This window comes from Dactylosporangium thailandense, from assembly GCF_059739745.1.
In genome coordinates, this window is the sequence record NZ_AP029195.1 from 10,714,188 (window position 1) to 10,729,670 (window position 15,483).

The window sequence follows — 15,483 nt, forward strand, 5'->3', positions numbered from 1 at the left end:
CTCCTCGTTGCCTGATTGTGTGTTTCAGTGCGGTTGCCGACGGTCAGTCGTCATCTGCAGGTGGTGGATGGCTTCCCGATGACCGTCACCGGCAAGGTCCGCAAGGTGGAGGTGCGCGTGAAGGCCGTCGCCCTTCAGTCGGCCGCCGCTGTCAGGAACGCGTAACCAGTCGGTCGGCCAGGGTCTCCAGTGCCGCGACCAGTTCCCGGTCAGCGGCGGGATCGCCGGTGCCGGCGGCGGCCAGCAGAGCCTCGTCGACGGTGACCGCGCCCGACCGGCTGACCGCGTGGGGGATGGCCGCGCTGACCCGGACCAGGGTGCGCCGCCCGTCGCCGGGATCGGCCGAGGTCTCGAAGACACCCTGGTCGCGCAGCCGGGCGACGGACTCCGACACATAGCTCTGCGGCAGCCCGGTTCGGGCCGTGATCTGGCTGATGGAGCTGTCGGGGGCGGCGCTGACATCGGCCAGGATCAGCCCCACGCCAGGGGGAGTGCTGGCCGCCTTGGCCGCCGACCGCATCGTCACTTCGGCGATCTTGGAGAGCTGCCGTATAGCGTCGCCGATGCATCGGTAGCGATGCAACTGGAGGGGCGATGTTGAGCCAGTTCGGGGTGCTGTACGACGTGGGCCGGGCGATGGGTCCTCGGCTGCCGACCTGGCGGCCCGACTACACCCCGGCCCTGGTCCGCCGCGAGCTGGAGATCATCCGTACCGACCTGGCCGCCAACGCCGTACGGCTCTGCGGGCGCGACCCCGCCCGGCTGCTGGCCGCCACCGAAGACGCGCTCGCCCTCGGCTTGCGGGTGTGGTTCTCCCCGGAGCTCTGGAATGCCACGCCCGCGCAAACTCTGGCCTATCTCACCGAGGTCGCCGCCGCCGTCGAACCGCTGCGCCGTCGGTGGCCCGACCAGCTCACCTTCAACGTCGGCAACGAGCTGACCCTCTTTATGCGCGGCATCGTGCCCGGCCGCACCTTCGGCCGGCGCCGGCAGGCGGCCGCGCTGCGCGAGCTGGTGCGCTCCGGCCGGCACACCCCGCCGCTACGCGCCTTCCTCGCCGACGCTGCCGCCGCTGTCCGCCGGAGCTTCCACGGCCCGGTCAGCTACAGCTCACTGCCGTTCGAGAAACCGGATTGGGAGCTCTTCGACGTCGTCGCCGTCAACCTCTACCGTCAGTTCGGCGACCGCTACGAGGTTGTGCTGGATCGGCTGCTGGCCCTCGGCAAACCGGTCGTGAACACCGAACTGGGGTTCGCCGCCTGCCGGGAGGCCGACAACCCCGAGCTGCTCGGCACCTTCAACGCGACCCCGATCAGCATGGTCGGCGCGCACCTGCCCACGGTCGGCCGGCTCGTCCGGCCCCGGGTGCGCACGGTCCGCTTGCGGGACGAGCACGCGCAGGCCACGTTGCTCATCGACCAGCTCGAACGGCTGGAGCGGGCCGGCGTCGCCGGGACCTTCGTGATGAGCTTCAGCTTCCCGCTCGCGCCGTACGACCCCGACCCACGGTATGACCTGGACGCCAGTGCGCTGAGCATCGTCCGGACGCTGCGCCGCGGTGCGCGGAGCACGACCTATCCGGACATGGCGTGGGAGCCGAAGGAGGCCTTCCACGCCCTTGCCGACTTTCACCGCCGTTCGCGCTGAGCCACGTTGACCCGGACGACCAACCGAGTCCGCCGAGCCAAGTTCGCGGAGCCGAGTCCGCGGGGCCACGGTTGGGAGAAAGCGCGAACGGGGCCGGCTAGGAGAGCGTGGGCGGCCGAGACGCGTGGGGATCGGGCTGCGGCTGGGTGCGGGCGAGCGTCGTGCTGGCTCAATCCGGTCAGGGAAGTGGGCACCCCGGGTGTGCGGAATCGTCGGCTGCCGAATTGCGTGCGCCGCCCTGAGGAGCAGAGTCAGTGCGAATGTGGTGTGAAGGCCTGGAGCGTTTGGGCGCGGACTCGGCGGGGGTGGAAACGTGAAAGCGGCCGAGAGCCGAAACGGATTTACGAATAGATCGCTTCCGTGTGCCGCTGGATGTCCACGCCGTGTTCGCGCATGAAGGCGAGCGGTTCGATCGGCTTGTCGTTCTCGCGCACCTCGAAGTGCAGGTGTGACCCGAAGGAATGCCCGGTGTTGCCCACCAGTGCGAGCCGATCGCCGGCCTTGACCTGCTGGCCCTCCTTGCAGAGGAGCTTGGAGGCATGGCCGTACACGGTCACGACGCCGTCGCCGTGGTCGATCATCACGTTGTTGCCGTAGCCGGCGTTCCAGCGGCACAGGATGACCTTGCCCGCGGCTACCGCGACGAAGGGGGTGCCCTGGGCGGCGCCGAGGTCGACGCCGGGGTGGAGGCGGCCCCAGCGCTGGCCGTAGAACGAGGTCAGCGTGTACTTGCGCAGCGGCAGGATCCACACGTCGGGCGCGGGCTGGTTCGCGGTCGTCACCGTGCTGTGGGCGTCGCCGCGGCTCGCGCGGTCGCCCGAACGGGTGGAGATGTCGTCGTAGTTGCCCGTCGACTCCATGGACAGGCCGTCCGTGTGCGACTCGGGCAGCGTGGTGGCGGTGCCGAGCGCCACGATTCCCGAGGCGACCAGCGCGGTCGTGAACACGGCGAGATAGCGGCTGCGGGGGTCCTCGAGGCGGCGGCGGCCACGGTAGTTCGCGCGCATGTTCCGTGCTGGCAACGCGGGAACCTCCGAGTCGGACAAAGTACAAAGAAATCGTGAACATAAATCAAGAATGCTGAAAGCCGAAGGTCACGGTAGCCACGCCGGAATCGTTCGCACAAGTTGTGGTGCGCGCCGCGCCGAATAAAAGCCCGTCGGGTTAATTGTGCGTAACCGCATTGTCGGGTCGTCGTTGCGGGCGCATCGCGGAATGGGCGGCGCGGCGTGCGGTACCTTCGGCTGAGATCCCGCAACGGTGCGGGCTCGACCCAGTGGCCGCCACGAACGGCCGGGAAGGACCGTGAGGATGAGCGCGCGGACCCGCGTCGTCATCGCCAAGCCTGGCCTCGACGGGCACGACCGAGGCGTCAAGATCGTGGCGCGCGCGCTGCGCGACGCCGGCATGGAAGTCATCTACACCGGGCTGCACCAGACCCCCGAGCAGATCGTGGAGACCGCGATCCAGGAGGACGCCGACGCCGTCGGGCTGTCGGTGCTCTCGGGCGCGCACATGACGTTGTTCCGCCGGGTGATCGAGCTGCTGGCCGAGCGGGGCGCCGCCGACGTCACCGTGTTCGGCGGCGGGATCATCCCGGACGAGGACCTGCCCGAACTGCAGCGGCTCGGCGTGGCCGCCATCTTCACCCCGGGCGCGACGACGCAGTCCATCGTGGAATGGGCGCAGGGGAATCTGGTCGCCGAATAGGCGTACGTCAACGCGGAATGGGCAAAAAGGGGGAGGGGCCGGACGCACCCCTCACACGTCCGGCCCCTCTATCGCACGATGCCCCGCCGCCACCCCTCGACCGACAGGGCATCGGCCGTTTTTGGTGCCGGCCTCGCCCCCCGGGTTTCCCGTGGGCGGGCCGACACTGCTCTCAACGACGCTCCGCCGGGGCGGTTACGCGGTCCTGCCCGTGTCCCCCGGAAGTGAAAAGTCACAGGGAGTGGAATGGGGCACATCGGGAACCCGCGCGAAGCCGGACGGCCCGCGCCTGGTTAGGCTGCGATCGTTGAGCCGTCCTCGCGATGGGGCAGGCGGCACGGTTGACGGAACGGGACCAACTGTGGACCTGTACGAGTACCAGGGGCGCGCCCTCTTCGCCAAGCACGGGCTGCCCGTGCTGGGCGGCGGTGTCGCCGAGACCCCTGAAGAGGCCCGGGCGATCGCCGAACAACTCGGTGGCCGGGTTGTCATCAAAGCCCAGGTGAAGGTCGGCGGCCGCGGCAAGGCCGGCGGCGTCAAGCTCGCGGAGGGCGCCGACGAGGCGACCACGCACGCGACCAACATCCTCGGCATGGACATCAAGGGCCACACGGTCCACAAGGTGATGGTCACCACCACGGCCGACATCGCCGAGGAGTACTACTTCTCCTACCTGCTCGACCGGGCGAACCGCACGTTCCTGTGCATCGCCAGCGTCGCGGGTGGCATGGAGATCGAGACCGTCGCGCACGACGCCCCGGAGAAGGTGGCCAAGGTCGCCATCGACGCCGTCAAGGGCGTCGACGAGGCCCTGGCCCGCCAGATCGTCGAGCAGGCCAAGTTCCCGGCCGACGTCGCCGACCAGGTCGTGTCGATCGCGGTCAAGCTGTGGCAGGCGTTCGTCGCCGAGGACGCCACGCTCGTCGAGGTCAACCCGCTGGCCAAGACCACCGACGGCACCGTGCTCTGCCTGGACGCGAAGGTCACGCTAGACGCCAACGCCGACTTCCGTCAGCCGGACCACGAAGAGCTCGAGGACAAGGCCGCGGCCGACCCGCTGGAGCAGGCGGCCAAGGAGAAGAACCTCAACTACGTGAAGCTCGACGGCAACGTCGGCATCATCGGCAACGGCGCGGGCCTGGTCATGTCGACCCTGGACGTCGTGGCCTACGCGGGCGAGGGCCTCGGCAGCAAGCCGGCCAACTTCCTCGACATCGGCGGCGGCGCCAGCGCTCAGGTCATGGCCAACGGCCTCGAGATCGTGCTGGGCGACCCCGACGTCAAGAGCGTCTTCGTCAACGTCTTCGGCGGCATCACCGCCTGCGACGCGGTCGCCAACGGCATCGTGCAGGCGCTGCAGCTGCTCACCGACCGCGGCGAGGCGGTCACCAAGCCGCTCGTGGTCCGCCTCGACGGCAACAACGCCGAAGAGGGCCGCCGGATCCTCGACGAGGCCGGCAACCCGCTGATCGAGCGGGTGGACACGATGGACGGCGCGGCCCGCCGGGCCGCCGAGCTCGCAGCGAGTGGGGTGTAACGACCATGGCGGTATGGCTGACCGAGTCCAGCAAGGTCATCGTCCAGGGCATGACCGGCGCCGAGGGCTCCAAGCACACCCGGCGCATGCTCGCCGCGGGCACCGACGTGGTCGGCGGCGTGAACCCGCGCAAGGCGGGCCAGCAGGTCGACTTCGACGGCACGAAGCTGCCGGTCTTCGCCAGCGTCCGTGAGGCGATGGAGCAGACCGGCGCCGACACCACCGTCATCTTCGTCCCGCCGGCCGGCACCAAGTCGGCCGCGATCGAGGCGATCGACGCGGAGATCCCGCTCGCGGTGGTCATCACCGAGGGCGTGCCGGTGCACGACACGGCCTCCTTCTGGGCACACGCCCAGGCGGCCGGCAACAAGACCCGGATCATCGGCCCGAACTGCCCCGGCATCGCCAGCCCGGGCAAGTCCAACGCCGGCATCATCCCGGCCGACATCACCGGCCCGGGCAAGATCGGCCTGGTGAGCAAGTCGGGCACGCTGACCTACCAGATGATGTACGAGCTGCGCGACATCGGCTTCTCGACGTGCATCGGCATCGGCGGCGACCCGGTCATCGGCACCACGCACATCGACGCGCTGGCCGCGTTCGAGGCGGACCCGGAGACCGCGGCGATCGTCATGATCGGCGAGATCGGCGGCGACGCCGAGGAGCGGGCCGCGGACTTCATCAAGGCCAACGTGCGCAAGCCGGTCGTCGGCTACATCGCGGGCTTCACGGCCCCGCCCGGCAAGACCATGGGCCACGCGGGCGCGATCATCTCGGGCTCGGCGGGCACCGCGGACGCCAAGAAGCTCGCGCTCGAGGCGGCCGGCGTCGCCGTGGGCAAGACCCCCACGGAGACGGCGAACCTCATGCGGGACATCGTCACCGCCCTGTAAAGACATAGGTCCGGACGGCCGGGGTTAGTGACCGGCCGTCCGGTCTTTGGCAGAGTAAAAGGCGATGCCGACCACCACCCCTGAAGACCCGGAAGAGGGGGCGCAGACCCGGCTCGCCGACCGCGAGACCGTCCGGCTGCCGATCCAGCGGCGCGCGGTGCGGGGGAAGGACCCCGCCAAGCGCCCGGCTCGGCGTGCCCCGCTGGTCCTGGCCGCGGTGGTCAACTCCCTCTGGGCGGCCCTGGTGTCGCTGCTGCCGACCCTGCTGGTGGTCTGGCTGCTCTTCGCCCTCGACAGCTCCGGCGCCCCGCTCGGGCAGGTGCTGCGCCTCGGGCTGGCCGGTTGGGTGCTGGCCCATTGGGTACCGCTGCAAACCGGCATCGGCCCCATCAGCCTCGCCCCGCTCGGGCTCACCGCGATCGCCGCGTGGCGGGTCTACCGCGCGGGCGTGCACACGGCCCGCGCGATCGGGGCGCGCGCCCACCACAAGGGCACACCGTGGTCCCCATGGCCGGCGACGCGCGCCGGGATCGGGATCATGGTGGTGTACGGCCTGCTGGGCGCCCTCGCCGCGACGATCGCCGGCCACAAGGGCATCAGCGTGTCCCCGGTCCGCGCCGCGCTCACGTTCGCCGGCTTCGGCCTGGTCGCGGGCTCCCTCGGGGCGTTCGCCGAGGCCCGCGGCATCGCCCGGCTCGCCGCCCGCACGCCGCGGGTGCTGCGCGACGCGACCCGCACCGGGGCCGTCGCCGCGCTGCTGGTGCTCGGGGCCGGCGCGGCGACCACCGGCATGGCGGTCGCGTTCAGCGGCGGCGACGCGAGCCAGATCATCGACGACTACCACACGGGCATCGCGGGGCAGGTCGGGCTCGTGGTGGTGTGCGGGTTCTTCGCCCCGGACGTGGCGGCGTGGGCCGCCAGCTACCTGGTCGGGCCCGGCTTCACCATCGGCTCGGAGACGTTCATCAGCGCGGCGCACGTGACGGTGGGGCCCCTGCCCGCCGTACCACTGCTGGCCGGTCTTCCCTCGACCCCGGCGACGGGCTACGCCCCGCTGCTGCTCGGGCTGCCCCTGCTCGCGGCCCTGATCGCGGGCTGGCTGCTGGCCCGCCGGTCGCTGCGGCTCGATCCCGGGCGCTCGTGGTACGCCCTGCTCGGCGCCGCCCTGCTGGCCGGGCCCGTTGCCGGGATGCTGCTCGGGCTGGTGAGCGCGGCGGCCAGCGGCTCGCTGGGCTCCGGCGGCCTGACCGACGTCGGCCCCCACTCGGGCGCGGTCGGCTTCGTCGCGATGTTCATGGTCGCGATCGGCACGCTGCTGTCGGCGGCCGCGACCAAGATTGCCCTGCGGGCGAAGGCGGCGCGCGAGTGAGCACGCTGCTGTCGGCGGCCGCGACCAAGATCGCCCTGCGGGCGAAGGCGGCACGCGAGTAAGGGCGGTTAGCGCGAGTTGGCGCGAGTAAGCGGACACGTAAAAGGGGCGCGCGAGCCGAGCCCGCACGCCCCTTCAGAAAAGCCCTGCGAGAAGGCTTACGGGTAGCTGTAGCCGGTGCTGAGGTTGAGGGTCAGCGACAGGATGAGCAGGATCACCCAGAGGCCGACGGCCACGCCACCGCAGATGAGACCGGCGAGCGCCTGACCCCGGTTGTTCGCCAGGCCCTGCTTCACCTTGTTCATGCCGAGGTAGCTCACGACGACCGCCGCGATACCGAGCGGCAGACCGATCGAGAAGCAGCACAGCAGCGGGATGGCCGCGATGCCCAGGATCATGCCGACGAGGCCGAGCGTGTTCTGCGGCTGGCCGCCCGCGGGCTGACCGTACGGCGCCTGGTAACCGGCGGCCGGGTAGGCGCCACCGGAGGTCGGGTACGCCCCGCCCGAGGTCGGGTACGGCTGGCCGGAGACCGGCGGCTGCTGCGCGTACGGGTCCTGGTACGCCGGCTGCTGCGGCTGGGCGTAGGGGTCCTGGTAGGCGGGCTGCTGCGGCTGCGCGTACGGGTCCTGGTAGCCGGGCTGCTGCCCGTACTGGGGCTGCTGACCGTACTGCGGCTGCTGGCCGTAGGGATCCTGGTTGGGCTGCTGCCCGTACGGATCCTGGCCCGGTGGTGGGTAGCCCATGACTTCTGGCTCCTAAGACTGGGGACTATCGCTGTGTGGTGGTTCGCACCAGGGTAGTCCCGAGGGGATACGGAACCACGGCAGCCTACTTGGACCGATCAACTCTTCGCAGTGGTAAACGATGGAGTATCGGTAACGCGCTAGACTTTTGCGTAGTTTGTCAGCAAATGGCGGCCGACCCGCCGCTGAGCAGGGCCGACCCGGTCGATAGAGTTTTGCGGTGACCGTTCGGCTTCTCGTGCTCGTGTCCGGTTCCGGGTCAAACCTGCAGGCCCTGCTCGACGCGGCCGCCGACCCGGCCTATGGCGCCGAGGTCGTCGCGGTCGGCGCGGACCGCCCCGGCATCGAAGGGCTGGCGCGCGCGGAGCGTCACGGCGTGCCCACCTTCGTGGCGTCGGTCAAGGACTTCGCGACCCGCGACGAGTGGGACGCCGCGCTGCTGGCCGAGTGCTCGCGCTTCGAGCCGGATCTCGTGGTCTCCGCCGGGTTCATGAAACTTGTCGGGCCGCGGTTTCTCGGCGAGTACGAGGGCAGGTATGTCAACACGCACAACGCCCTGCTTCCGGCGTTCCCCGGGACGCACGGGCCCCGCGACGCCCTCGCCTATGGCGTGAAGCTCGCCGGGGCCACGCTGCACTTCGTCGACAGCGGCGTCGACACCGGGGCGATCATCGCGCAGGTCGCGGTGCCGGTCCTCGACGACGACACCGAGGACACGCTGCTGGAGCGGATCAAAGTGGCCGAGCGCCGCCAGCTGGTCGACACGGTCGGGCGGATGGTGCGCGAAGGCTGGACCGTCAACGAACGAAAGGTCAGGCTGGGCCGTGGCTAACCGCCGTCCCATCAGGCGCGCGCTCATCAGCGTCTACGACAAGACCGGTCTCGAGGAGCTCGCGCGCGCCCTCGCCGGCGCCGGTGTCGAGCTCGTCTCCACCGGCTCGACCGCGGGCCGCATCGAGGCCCTCGGGCTGCCGGTCACCCGGGTCGAGCAGCTGACGGGCTTCCCGGAGACGCTGGACGGGCGGGTCAAGACGCTGCACCCGAAGGTGCACGCCGGGCTGCTGGCCGACCTGCGCCTGGAGGCCCACGCCGCCCAGCTCGGCGAGCTCGGCATCGAGCCGTTCGAGCTGCTGGTCTCCAACCTCTACCCGTTCACCGACACGGTGGCCTCCGGCGCGTCGGACGACGAATGCGTCGAGCAGATCGACATCGGCGGGCCGGCCATGGTGCGGGCCGCGGCCAAGAACTTCCCGAGCGTCGCGGTGGTCACGTCGCCCGCTTCCTATGATTCGGTACTGCAGGCAGTCGCCGACGGCGGCTTCACGCTGGACGAGCGCCGCGCCCTGGCCGGCCAGGCCTTCGCGCACATCGCCGAGTACGACGTCGCCGTGGCCGCCTGGTTCGCCCGCGACGACCAGCGGTTCGCGGGCACGGCCCTGCGCCACGCGGCGACCCTGCGCTACGGCGAGAACCCGCACCAGGCCGCCGCGCTCTACACCGACCCCGCCGCCGCCCCGGGCCTGGCCCAGGCCGAGCAGCTGGGCGGCAAGGAGATGTCCTACAACAACTACGTCGACGCCGACGCCGCCTGGCGCGCCGCGCACGACTTCACCGACCCCTGCGTCGCGATCATCAAGCACGCGAACCCGTGCGGCATCGCGGTCGGCGCCGACGTGGCCGAGGCGCACCGCAAGGCCCACGCCTGCGACCCGGTCAGCGCCTACGGCGGCGTGATCGCCGTCAACGCCCCGGTCACCGTCGACCTGGCCAAGCAGATCAGCGAGATCTTCACCGAGGTCGTCGTGGCGCCCGCCTACGAAGAGGGCGCCGCGGAGGTGCTGACCGCCAAGAAGAACCTGCGCGTGCTGCGCGCCCCGGTCTGGACGCCGGCCCCGGCCGAGCAGCGCCAGATCTCCGGCGGCGTGCTCGTGCAGGCGGCCGACCGCATCGACGCCGACGGCGACGCCCCCGCGAACTGGACCCTCGTCACCGGCTCGGCCGCCGACGAGGAGACGCTGGCGGACCTGGCGTTCGCCTGGCGGGCGGTGCGCGCGGTCAAGTCGAACGCGATCCTGCTCGCCTCCGGCGGCGCGACCGTCGGGGTCGGGATGGGGCAGGTCAACCGGGTCGACTCGGTGCGCCTGGCGATCAGCCGGGCCGGCGAGCGGGTCACCGGCTCGGTCTGCGCCTCCGACGCCTTCTTCCCGTTCCCGGACGGCCCCGAGGCGCTCATCGCGGCCGGCGTGAAGGCGATCGTCCAGCCCGGCGGCTCGATCCGCGACGACCAGGTCATCGCGGCCGCGAACGCCGCCGGCGTGACGATGTACTTCACCGGCACCCGGCACTTCTTCCACTAGCGAATTCCACTAGCGAAGGCGGCCCGCCCCCGGCTACGGCAGCGTGACGGGGGCGGGCACCTTGGCCCCGAAGTAGGTCGCGACCGCGTCGCTGACCGCGTGGGCGCCCTTCTCCAGGGTGCCGCCCGGCTTCTGCTCGTACATCGCGGCCACGACATAGCGCTCGCCGTCGCCCGCGAACCCGACGGTGTGGGTCACCCAGACGTTCTTGCCGTCGACCGGCTTCTCCGCCCAGCCGTCCTTGTTGCCGGGCCGCAGCGCCGAGCCGGCCGCCCACACGCCCCAGTGCTGGTTGGCCGCGACCTTCCGCAGCGTCGTCACCAGATACGTCCGGCTCGTCGCGTCGAGCTTCTCCAGCACGTACGTCATCAGGCTCTGCAGATCCTCGGCGCTGCACCGCAGATTGCGCCAGAAGGTGTCGTACCCGTCGATGACGGCGAGATCGCCCATGCCGAACCTCGCCGTGAACCGGTCGAGCATGCCGGGCCCGTCGAACTTGTTCCACAGCGCCGTGGCGGCGTCGTTGTCGGAGTTGATCAGGGCCTTGTCGAGGTTCGCCCTGTCGGCCGCGGCGAGCGTGATCGCCTTGGCCTGCTGGCGTTCGAGCAGGTCGGTGGCGATCGCGAGCTTGATGGTCGACGCGGTCCAGGTCGTCGCCTTCGTGTCCCCGGCCCGCCAGACCTGCCCGGTCTGCCGGTCCCGCACGACGATGCCGAAGGTGCCCGGCTGCTTCTTCACGAACGCGAGCGCCTTCGTGGCCTGGTCCGCGGTGTTCCCGGGCGCGGCCGAGGCGCCCTTGCCGGCCAGACCGGCCGAGCCGTCGTCGACCTGGCGGCCCTGGCTCTGCCCGCCCGACGGCTGGCCCACCATCGGCTGCGGGGCCGCGTCGTCGCCGCACGCCGTGAGGACGAACAAGGTGAGGAGGGCGACAACCCCGCGCCGAAGCAGCACGCCCTGCACTCTAATGGCAGACTCGGGTCCCGTGACGGCAACGATTCTCGACGGTAAGGCGACCGCGACCGCCATCAAGGACGAGCTGCGCGTGCGGGTGGCGGCGCTCACGGCCCGGGGCATCACGCCCGGCCTGGGCACCGTGCTCGTGGGCGACGACCCGGGCTCGCACGCGTACGTGGCGGGCAAGCACCGCGACTGCGCCGAGGTCGGCATCGCCTCGATCCGCCGCGACCTGCCCGCGACCGCGACCCAGGACGAGGTCGAGGCGGCGGTGCGGGAGCTGAACGAGGATCCGGCGTGCACGGGGTACATCGTGCAGCTGCCCCTGCCGCCCGGCCTCGACGAGCAGCGCCTCCTGGAGCTCATCGACCCCGGCAAGGACGCCGACGGGCTGCACCCGACCAACCTGGGCCGGCTCGTGCTGAACATCCCGGCCCCGCTGCCGTGCACGCCCAACGGCATCGTGCAGCTGCTGCGGCGGTACGACGTGCCGATCAACGGCGCCGAGATCACCGCGATCGGGCGCGGGACGACGGCGGGCCGGCCGCTCGGGCTGATCTTCACCCGCAAGACGGAGAACGCCACCGTGACCCTGTGCCACACCGGCACCCGGGACCTGGCCGCGCACACCCGCGACGCCGACATCGTGATCGTCGCGGCGGGCTCGGCCGGGCTGCTCACCCGGGACATGGTCAAGCCGGGCGCGGCGGTGCTCGACGTGGGCGTGACCCGCGTCGTGGACGAGTCCGGCAAGGCGCGGCTGGTCGGCGACGTGGCGCCCGACGTGGCCGAGGTGGCCGGCTTCCTGGCCCCGATGCCGGGCGGCGTCGGGCCGATGACCCGCGCGATGCTCCTGGCCAACGTCGTGGAGCTGGCCGAGCGTCAGGCCTGATACGAAACGGCCCCGCCACCCATCGGGCGGCGGGGCCGTTCGCGGAAAAACTAGGCGCTCAGGCGCTTCGCGAGGTTCTGGTCCAGCGCGTTCATGAACTCGTCCGTGGTCAGCCACGGGGCGTCGCGCGAGATCAGCAGGGCCAGGTCCTTGGTCATCTGGCCGCCCTCGACGGTGTCGACGCAGACCTGCTCCAGGGTGTTGGCGAAGTTGGTCACCTCGGGCGTGCCGTCGACCTTGCCGCGGTGGGCCAGGCCGCGCGTCCAGGCGAAGATGGACGCGATCGGGTTCGTCGAGGTCTTCTCGCCCTTCTGCCACTGCCGGTAGTGCCGGGTGACGGTGCCGTGGGCGGCCTCGGCCTCGACGGTCTTGCCGTCGGGGGTCATCAGCACGCTGGTCATGAGGCCGAGCGAGCCGAAGCCCTGCGCGACGGTGTCGGACTGCACGTCGCCGTCGTAGTTCTTGGCGGCCCACACGAAGCCGCCCTCCCACTTCAGCGCCGCGGCGACCATGTCGTCGATGAGCCGGTGCTCGTAGGTGATGCCGGCCTTCGCGAACTCGTCCTTGAACTCGGTCTCGAAGATCTCCGCGAACAGGTCCTTGAAGCGGCCGTCGTAGGCCTTGAGGATCGTGTTCTTGGTCGACAGGTAGACCGGGTAGCCGCGGTCGAGGCCGTAGCGCAGCGAGGCGCGGGCGAAGTCGCGGATCGAGTCGTCGTAGTTGTACATCCCCATCGCGACGCCGCCGCCGGGGAAGTTGGCGACCTCGAACTCCATCGGGGCGCCGCCGTCGGCCGGCGTGTAGGTCACCGTGACCTTGCCCGGGCCGGGCACCACGAAGTCGGTCGCCTTGTACTGGTCGCCGTGGGCGTGGCGGCCGATGATGATCGGCTTGGTCCAGCCGGGGACCAGGCGCGGCACGTTCGACATGATGATCGGCTCGCGGAAGACCACGCCGCCGAGGATGTTGCGGATGGTGCCGTTCGGGGAGCGCCACATCTTCTTGAGCGAGAACTCCTCGACCCGCGCCTCGTCCGGCGTGATCGTGGCGCACTTCACGCCGACGCCGTGCTGCTTGATGGCGTTCGCGGCGTCGACCGTGACCTGGTCGTCGGTCTGGTCGCGGTACTCGATCGACAGGTCGTAGTACTTCAGATCGACGTCGAGGTAGGGCAGGATCAGCTGCTCGCGGATCTGCTTCCAGATGATCCGGGTCATCTCGTCGCCGTCGAGCTCGACGACAGGGTTGTTTACCTTGATCTTCGCCATCGGCCGGGCGCTCCTCTCGCGCTGTCCACGCTTAGCAGTACGAGCGTACTGCATGGCTTGGGTGGGCTCGAAGTCGGGCCCTGAGCTGGCAGGATAACGCTATATCGCGAAATGTCCGATAAGTCGCGGCACGGAGTGCCCGACTTATCGTGCGGACCACGACGGGCCGGTCGGAGTGTCCCGAATCGTCACGCCCGCGTCGGCCAGGACGTCGCGGAGGGAGTCGCTCAGGGCCCAGTGCTTCGCCGTGCGGGCCTCCGTGCGCAGCGCGACCAGGGCCGTGACCAGGGGACCGAAGCGGTCCGGGCCCGCGAGCGAGCCGAGCCGCACCAGCATCCCCCGCAGCGCCGCCCGGGCCTGCTCGCGCTCGTCGGACACGTCCGTGTCCGCGATCCAGTCCTGCAGCGCCTGCTCCAGCTCCAGGGCCGCGGCCACGCAGCCGTCCGGGTCGCGGGCCGCCAGGCATGCGTCGAACCTGCCCGTCGCCGCCTGCGTCGAGGCGGCCAGCGAGGTGGGCGGCGGCGGCTCCCGCACGACGGCGGGAGCCTCGGGCGTGAAGTCCGCCTCGGGGAGACCGGTGAAGACCGAGAAGGGCAGTGTCGTGCCGGCCGGCCAGCGCTGCGAGCGGCCGCCCCGGCGCAGGGTCAGCCCGCCGTTGCCGACCACCGTCACCGTGCGCGCGCCGAGGTCGAACAGCCCCGCGGTGTGCTCGTCGATGCCGATGATGAACGCCTCGGGCGGCAGCAGCGGCTCCAGCCGGGCCAGGCGGCGCTCGCCCAAATAGCAGAAGCGCGTGTCGTGGTGCCCGCCCTCGGCGTTGTCGTAGTGCGGGATCAGCACCGCGGGCAGCCCGGTCACCTGGTGGAACAGGTCCAGCCCGGGCACCCAGTGCGGGTCGCTGCCGGCCTTGTAGATCTCGTACACCGGGATCGTGTGCGAGCCGAGGGTCAGCGCCGCGGCCGAGGCGAAGCAGACCACGCCGTCGGCCGCGAGGACCTCAGCCAGTACACCTGGGAAGGGCGTCTCCGACCATTGCCGCAGCGCATAGGTGGGGCTGCCCGGCCCCGCGAAGAGCCAGCCGGCCTCGCGCAGGCCGCTCAGCGCCCGTTCGAGCGGCAGGCCGGCCGCGGGCGTGCTGCGCCAGCTGACGACCGAGAGCGCGCGGCCCGTGCTGTCGGCGAAGTACTTCACGGCCTTGGCCGAGATGTCGTCGGCGTTCTCCTGGAAGCCGTACGGCGTGTCGAGCAGCACCGCCGGCCGGTGCCCGCAGCGCCGGAAGATCTCGCGGTGCGGCTTGACCATCGTCGGCGCGGTCTCGCCCGAGCCCATGATCACCAGCAGCCCGCTCATGCGAGGCTCAGCAGGTCGGCCGCGACGGACGCGGGGTGCTGGGCGTGCACGTCGTGGTCCGCGCCCGGATACGGCCGCAGCTTCACGTCGGCGAGACCGGTCAGGTCGGGCGTGTGCGAGCCGGCCGGGATGGCGAGCACGGGGACGGCGATCCGCGGGAAGTACGGCTGCGGCGGGTCGTCCCACATGCTCCGCACGATCCGCATGTGCTCGGGCACGGGCAGCCGCCGGCTCAGCGAGTCGTCCGGGTGCACGTGCAGGTTGCTCACCGTCGCCTCGATCGCCCACGGCTCCCAGTCCGGGTGCGCGGCCCGCAGCCGCGCCCGCAGCCGCGTCGCGGTCAGGCCGCTCACGTCCGGCGGCCGCAGCCGCTCCTCGCACGCCGCCCAGCTCGGGAACTGCGCCGCGAGGTCGATCCACCCGCCGTCGACGAGGGCCAGGGCGCGCACGCGCTCGGGATGACGGGCCGCCAGCTGTACCACCACGTTGCCGCCCCACGACTGCCCCGCCACGATCGCCGGCGGCAGGCCCAGCTCCGCGAGATCGTCGGCGGCGGTCGCGGTGTCGTACCCGTCGGGCGGGCTCGGCGACTCCCCGTGCGACCGCAGGTCGGCCGCGTGGACCGGGTGCCCCGCCGCCACCAGGTGCGCGGCCACCCTGTCCCACAGCCGGGCGTTCGACGACAGCCCGTGCACGAGCAGGAACGGCACCCCCTCGAGGCCCTCCCCGTGCACGCGAACGTGAAGCCTCATGGATACGC

Annotated in this window: 16 protein-coding genes; 9 read left to right on the plus strand and 7 right to left on the minus strand. The window is 71.2% G+C overall.

The genetic code is table 11. The features are described 5' to 3' along the window. Window positions 1–27 precede the first annotated feature (27 nt). A complete protein-coding gene (locus AC6JBM_RS47945) occupies window positions 28–165 on the plus strand; it encodes a hypothetical protein (protein ID WP_497980252.1) in 138 nt (45 codons plus the stop codon). Here the strand turns inward: AC6JBM_RS47945 and AC6JBM_RS47950 are convergent. Beyond that, a complete protein-coding gene (locus tag AC6JBM_RS47950) occupies window positions 152–520 on the minus strand; it encodes a helix-turn-helix domain-containing protein (RefSeq protein ID WP_497986702.1) in 369 nt (122 codons plus the stop codon). The two genes, AC6JBM_RS47945 and AC6JBM_RS47950, sit on opposite strands and share 14 nt — an antisense overlap. 74 nt (window positions 521–594) lie before the next feature. Between AC6JBM_RS47950 and AC6JBM_RS47955 the strand changes: the two genes are divergently transcribed. Next, window positions 595–1,647, plus strand: coding sequence for a glycoside hydrolase family 113 protein (locus AC6JBM_RS47955; protein ID WP_497980253.1), 1,053 nt, complete (start codon window positions 595–597; stop codon window positions 1,645–1,647). Window positions 1,648–1,988: 341 nt separating this feature from the next. Here AC6JBM_RS47955 and AC6JBM_RS47960 read toward each other — a convergent pair whose 3' ends face one another. Beyond that, window positions 1,989–2,654, minus strand: coding sequence for a M23 family metallopeptidase (locus tag AC6JBM_RS47960; RefSeq protein ID WP_497980254.1), 666 nt, complete (start codon window positions 2,652–2,654; stop codon window positions 1,989–1,991). Window positions 2,655–2,958: 304 nt separating this feature from the next. On the opposite strand from AC6JBM_RS47960, the gene icmB reads away from it, so the two are divergent. The 4 genes from icmB (at window position 2,959) to AC6JBM_RS47980 (ending at window position 7,156) form a co-directional block, all read left to right on the plus strand. Continuing rightward, on the plus strand, window positions 2,959–3,357 hold the full coding sequence (icmB, locus tag AC6JBM_RS47965; RefSeq protein WP_350611950.1) for a coenzyme B12-dependent isobutyryl CoA mutase small subunit: 399 nt from the start codon (window positions 2,959–2,961) through the stop codon (window positions 3,355–3,357). Window positions 3,358–3,718: 361 nt separating this feature from the next. Further along, complete coding sequence (sucC, locus tag AC6JBM_RS47970) at window positions 3,719–4,894, plus strand: ADP-forming succinate--CoA ligase subunit beta (protein ID WP_497980255.1); 1,176 nt, start codon at window positions 3,719–3,721, stop codon at window positions 4,892–4,894. A gap of 5 nt (window positions 4,895–4,899) precedes the next feature. Beyond that, window positions 4,900–5,787: a succinate--CoA ligase subunit alpha gene (sucD, locus tag AC6JBM_RS47975; protein WP_497980256.1), complete on the plus strand. Its 888-nt coding sequence runs from the start codon at window positions 4,900–4,902 to the stop codon at window positions 5,785–5,787. 64 nt (window positions 5,788–5,851) lie between these two features. Then, complete coding sequence (locus tag AC6JBM_RS47980) at window positions 5,852–7,156, plus strand: cell division protein PerM (RefSeq protein WP_497980257.1); 1,305 nt, start codon at window positions 5,852–5,854, stop codon at window positions 7,154–7,156. A 158-nt stretch (window positions 7,157–7,314) separates the two neighbouring features. Here the strand turns inward: AC6JBM_RS47980 and AC6JBM_RS47985 are convergent, their stop codons facing one another. After that, complete coding sequence (locus AC6JBM_RS47985; RefSeq protein WP_350611954.1) at window positions 7,315–7,902, minus strand: DUF4190 domain-containing protein; 588 nt, start codon at window positions 7,900–7,902, stop codon at window positions 7,315–7,317. Between the two features lie 220 nt (window positions 7,903–8,122). Here AC6JBM_RS47985 and purN point away from each other — a divergent pair, with 220 nt between their 5' ends. Together purN and purH are read left to right on the plus strand one after the other, a co-directional pair. Next, a complete protein-coding gene (purN, locus tag AC6JBM_RS47990) occupies window positions 8,123–8,734 on the plus strand; it encodes a phosphoribosylglycinamide formyltransferase (RefSeq protein WP_350611955.1) in 612 nt (203 codons plus the stop codon). Beyond that, window positions 8,727–10,259, plus strand: coding sequence for a bifunctional phosphoribosylaminoimidazolecarboxamide formyltransferase/IMP cyclohydrolase (gene purH, locus AC6JBM_RS47995; protein ID WP_350611956.1), 1,533 nt, complete (start codon window positions 8,727–8,729; stop codon window positions 10,257–10,259). The genes purN and purH overlap by 8 nt, the downstream gene beginning before the upstream one ends. Window positions 10,260–10,292: 33 nt before the next feature. Here the strand turns inward: purH and AC6JBM_RS48000 are convergent, their stop codons facing one another. Then, on the minus strand, window positions 10,293–11,210 hold the full coding sequence (locus AC6JBM_RS48000) for a serine hydrolase (RefSeq protein WP_497980258.1): 918 nt from the start codon (window positions 11,208–11,210) through the stop codon (window positions 10,293–10,295). Window positions 11,211–11,241: 31 nt separating this feature from the next. Here AC6JBM_RS48000 and AC6JBM_RS48005 point away from each other — a divergent pair, with 31 nt between their 5' ends. Further along, window positions 11,242–12,105: a bifunctional methylenetetrahydrofolate dehydrogenase/methenyltetrahydrofolate cyclohydrolase gene (locus tag AC6JBM_RS48005; RefSeq protein ID WP_497980259.1), complete on the plus strand. Its 864-nt coding sequence runs from the start codon at window positions 11,242–11,244 to the stop codon at window positions 12,103–12,105. 50 nt (window positions 12,106–12,155) lie between these two features. On the opposite strand, the gene AC6JBM_RS48010 is transcribed toward AC6JBM_RS48005, so the two are convergent. From AC6JBM_RS48010 to AC6JBM_RS48020, 3 genes are all read right to left on the minus strand, one after another. Continuing rightward, on the minus strand, window positions 12,156–13,373 hold the full coding sequence (locus AC6JBM_RS48010) for an NADP-dependent isocitrate dehydrogenase (RefSeq protein ID WP_350611959.1): 1,218 nt from the start codon (window positions 13,371–13,373) through the stop codon (window positions 12,156–12,158). 144 nt (window positions 13,374–13,517) lie between these two features. After that, window positions 13,518–14,723 carry a CysS/YqeB C-terminal domain-containing protein gene (locus AC6JBM_RS48015; RefSeq protein ID WP_497980260.1) on the minus strand — a complete coding sequence of 402 codons (1,206 nt, stop codon included), beginning with the start codon at window positions 14,721–14,723 and terminating at the stop codon, window positions 13,518–13,520. Then, on the minus strand, window positions 14,720–15,475 hold the full coding sequence (locus AC6JBM_RS48020; protein WP_497980261.1) for an alpha/beta fold hydrolase: 756 nt from the start codon (window positions 15,473–15,475) through the stop codon (window positions 14,720–14,722). The genes AC6JBM_RS48015 and AC6JBM_RS48020 overlap by 4 nt, the downstream gene beginning before the upstream one ends. Window positions 15,476–15,483 lie beyond the last annotated feature (8 nt).

Excerpts from the sequence above, each read along its gene's own strand:
- AC6JBM_RS47950 (WP_497986702.1), bottom strand. The coding sequence starts at position 520 with ATGCGGTCGGCGGCCAAGGCGGCCAGCACTCCCCCTGGCGTGGGGCTG.
- AC6JBM_RS47955 (WP_497980253.1), top strand. The coding sequence starts at position 595 with ATGTTGAGCCAGTTCGGGGTGCTGTACGACGTGGGCCGGGCGATGGGT.
- AC6JBM_RS47960 (WP_497980254.1), bottom strand. The coding sequence starts at position 2,654 with ATGCGCGCGAACTACCGTGGCCGCCGCCGCCTCGAGGACCCCCGCAGC.
- icmB (WP_350611950.1), top strand. The coding sequence starts at position 2,959 with ATGAGCGCGCGGACCCGCGTCGTCATCGCCAAGCCTGGCCTCGACGGG.
- sucD (WP_497980256.1), top strand. The coding sequence starts at position 4,900 with ATGGCGGTATGGCTGACCGAGTCCAGCAAGGTCATCGTCCAGGGCATG.
- AC6JBM_RS47980 (WP_497980257.1), top strand. The coding sequence starts at position 5,852 with ATGCCGACCACCACCCCTGAAGACCCGGAAGAGGGGGCGCAGACCCGG.
- AC6JBM_RS47985 (WP_350611954.1), bottom strand. The coding sequence starts at position 7,902 with ATGGGCTACCCACCACCGGGCCAGGATCCGTACGGGCAGCAGCCCAAC.
- AC6JBM_RS48010 (WP_350611959.1), bottom strand. The coding sequence starts at position 13,373 with ATGGCGAAGATCAAGGTAAACAACCCTGTCGTCGAGCTCGACGGCGAC.
- AC6JBM_RS48015 (WP_497980260.1), bottom strand. The coding sequence starts at position 14,723 with ATGAGCGGGCTGCTGGTGATCATGGGCTCGGGCGAGACCGCGCCGACG.
- AC6JBM_RS48020 (WP_497980261.1), bottom strand. The coding sequence starts at position 15,475 with ATGAGGCTTCACGTTCGCGTGCACGGGGAGGGCCTCGAGGGGGTGCCG.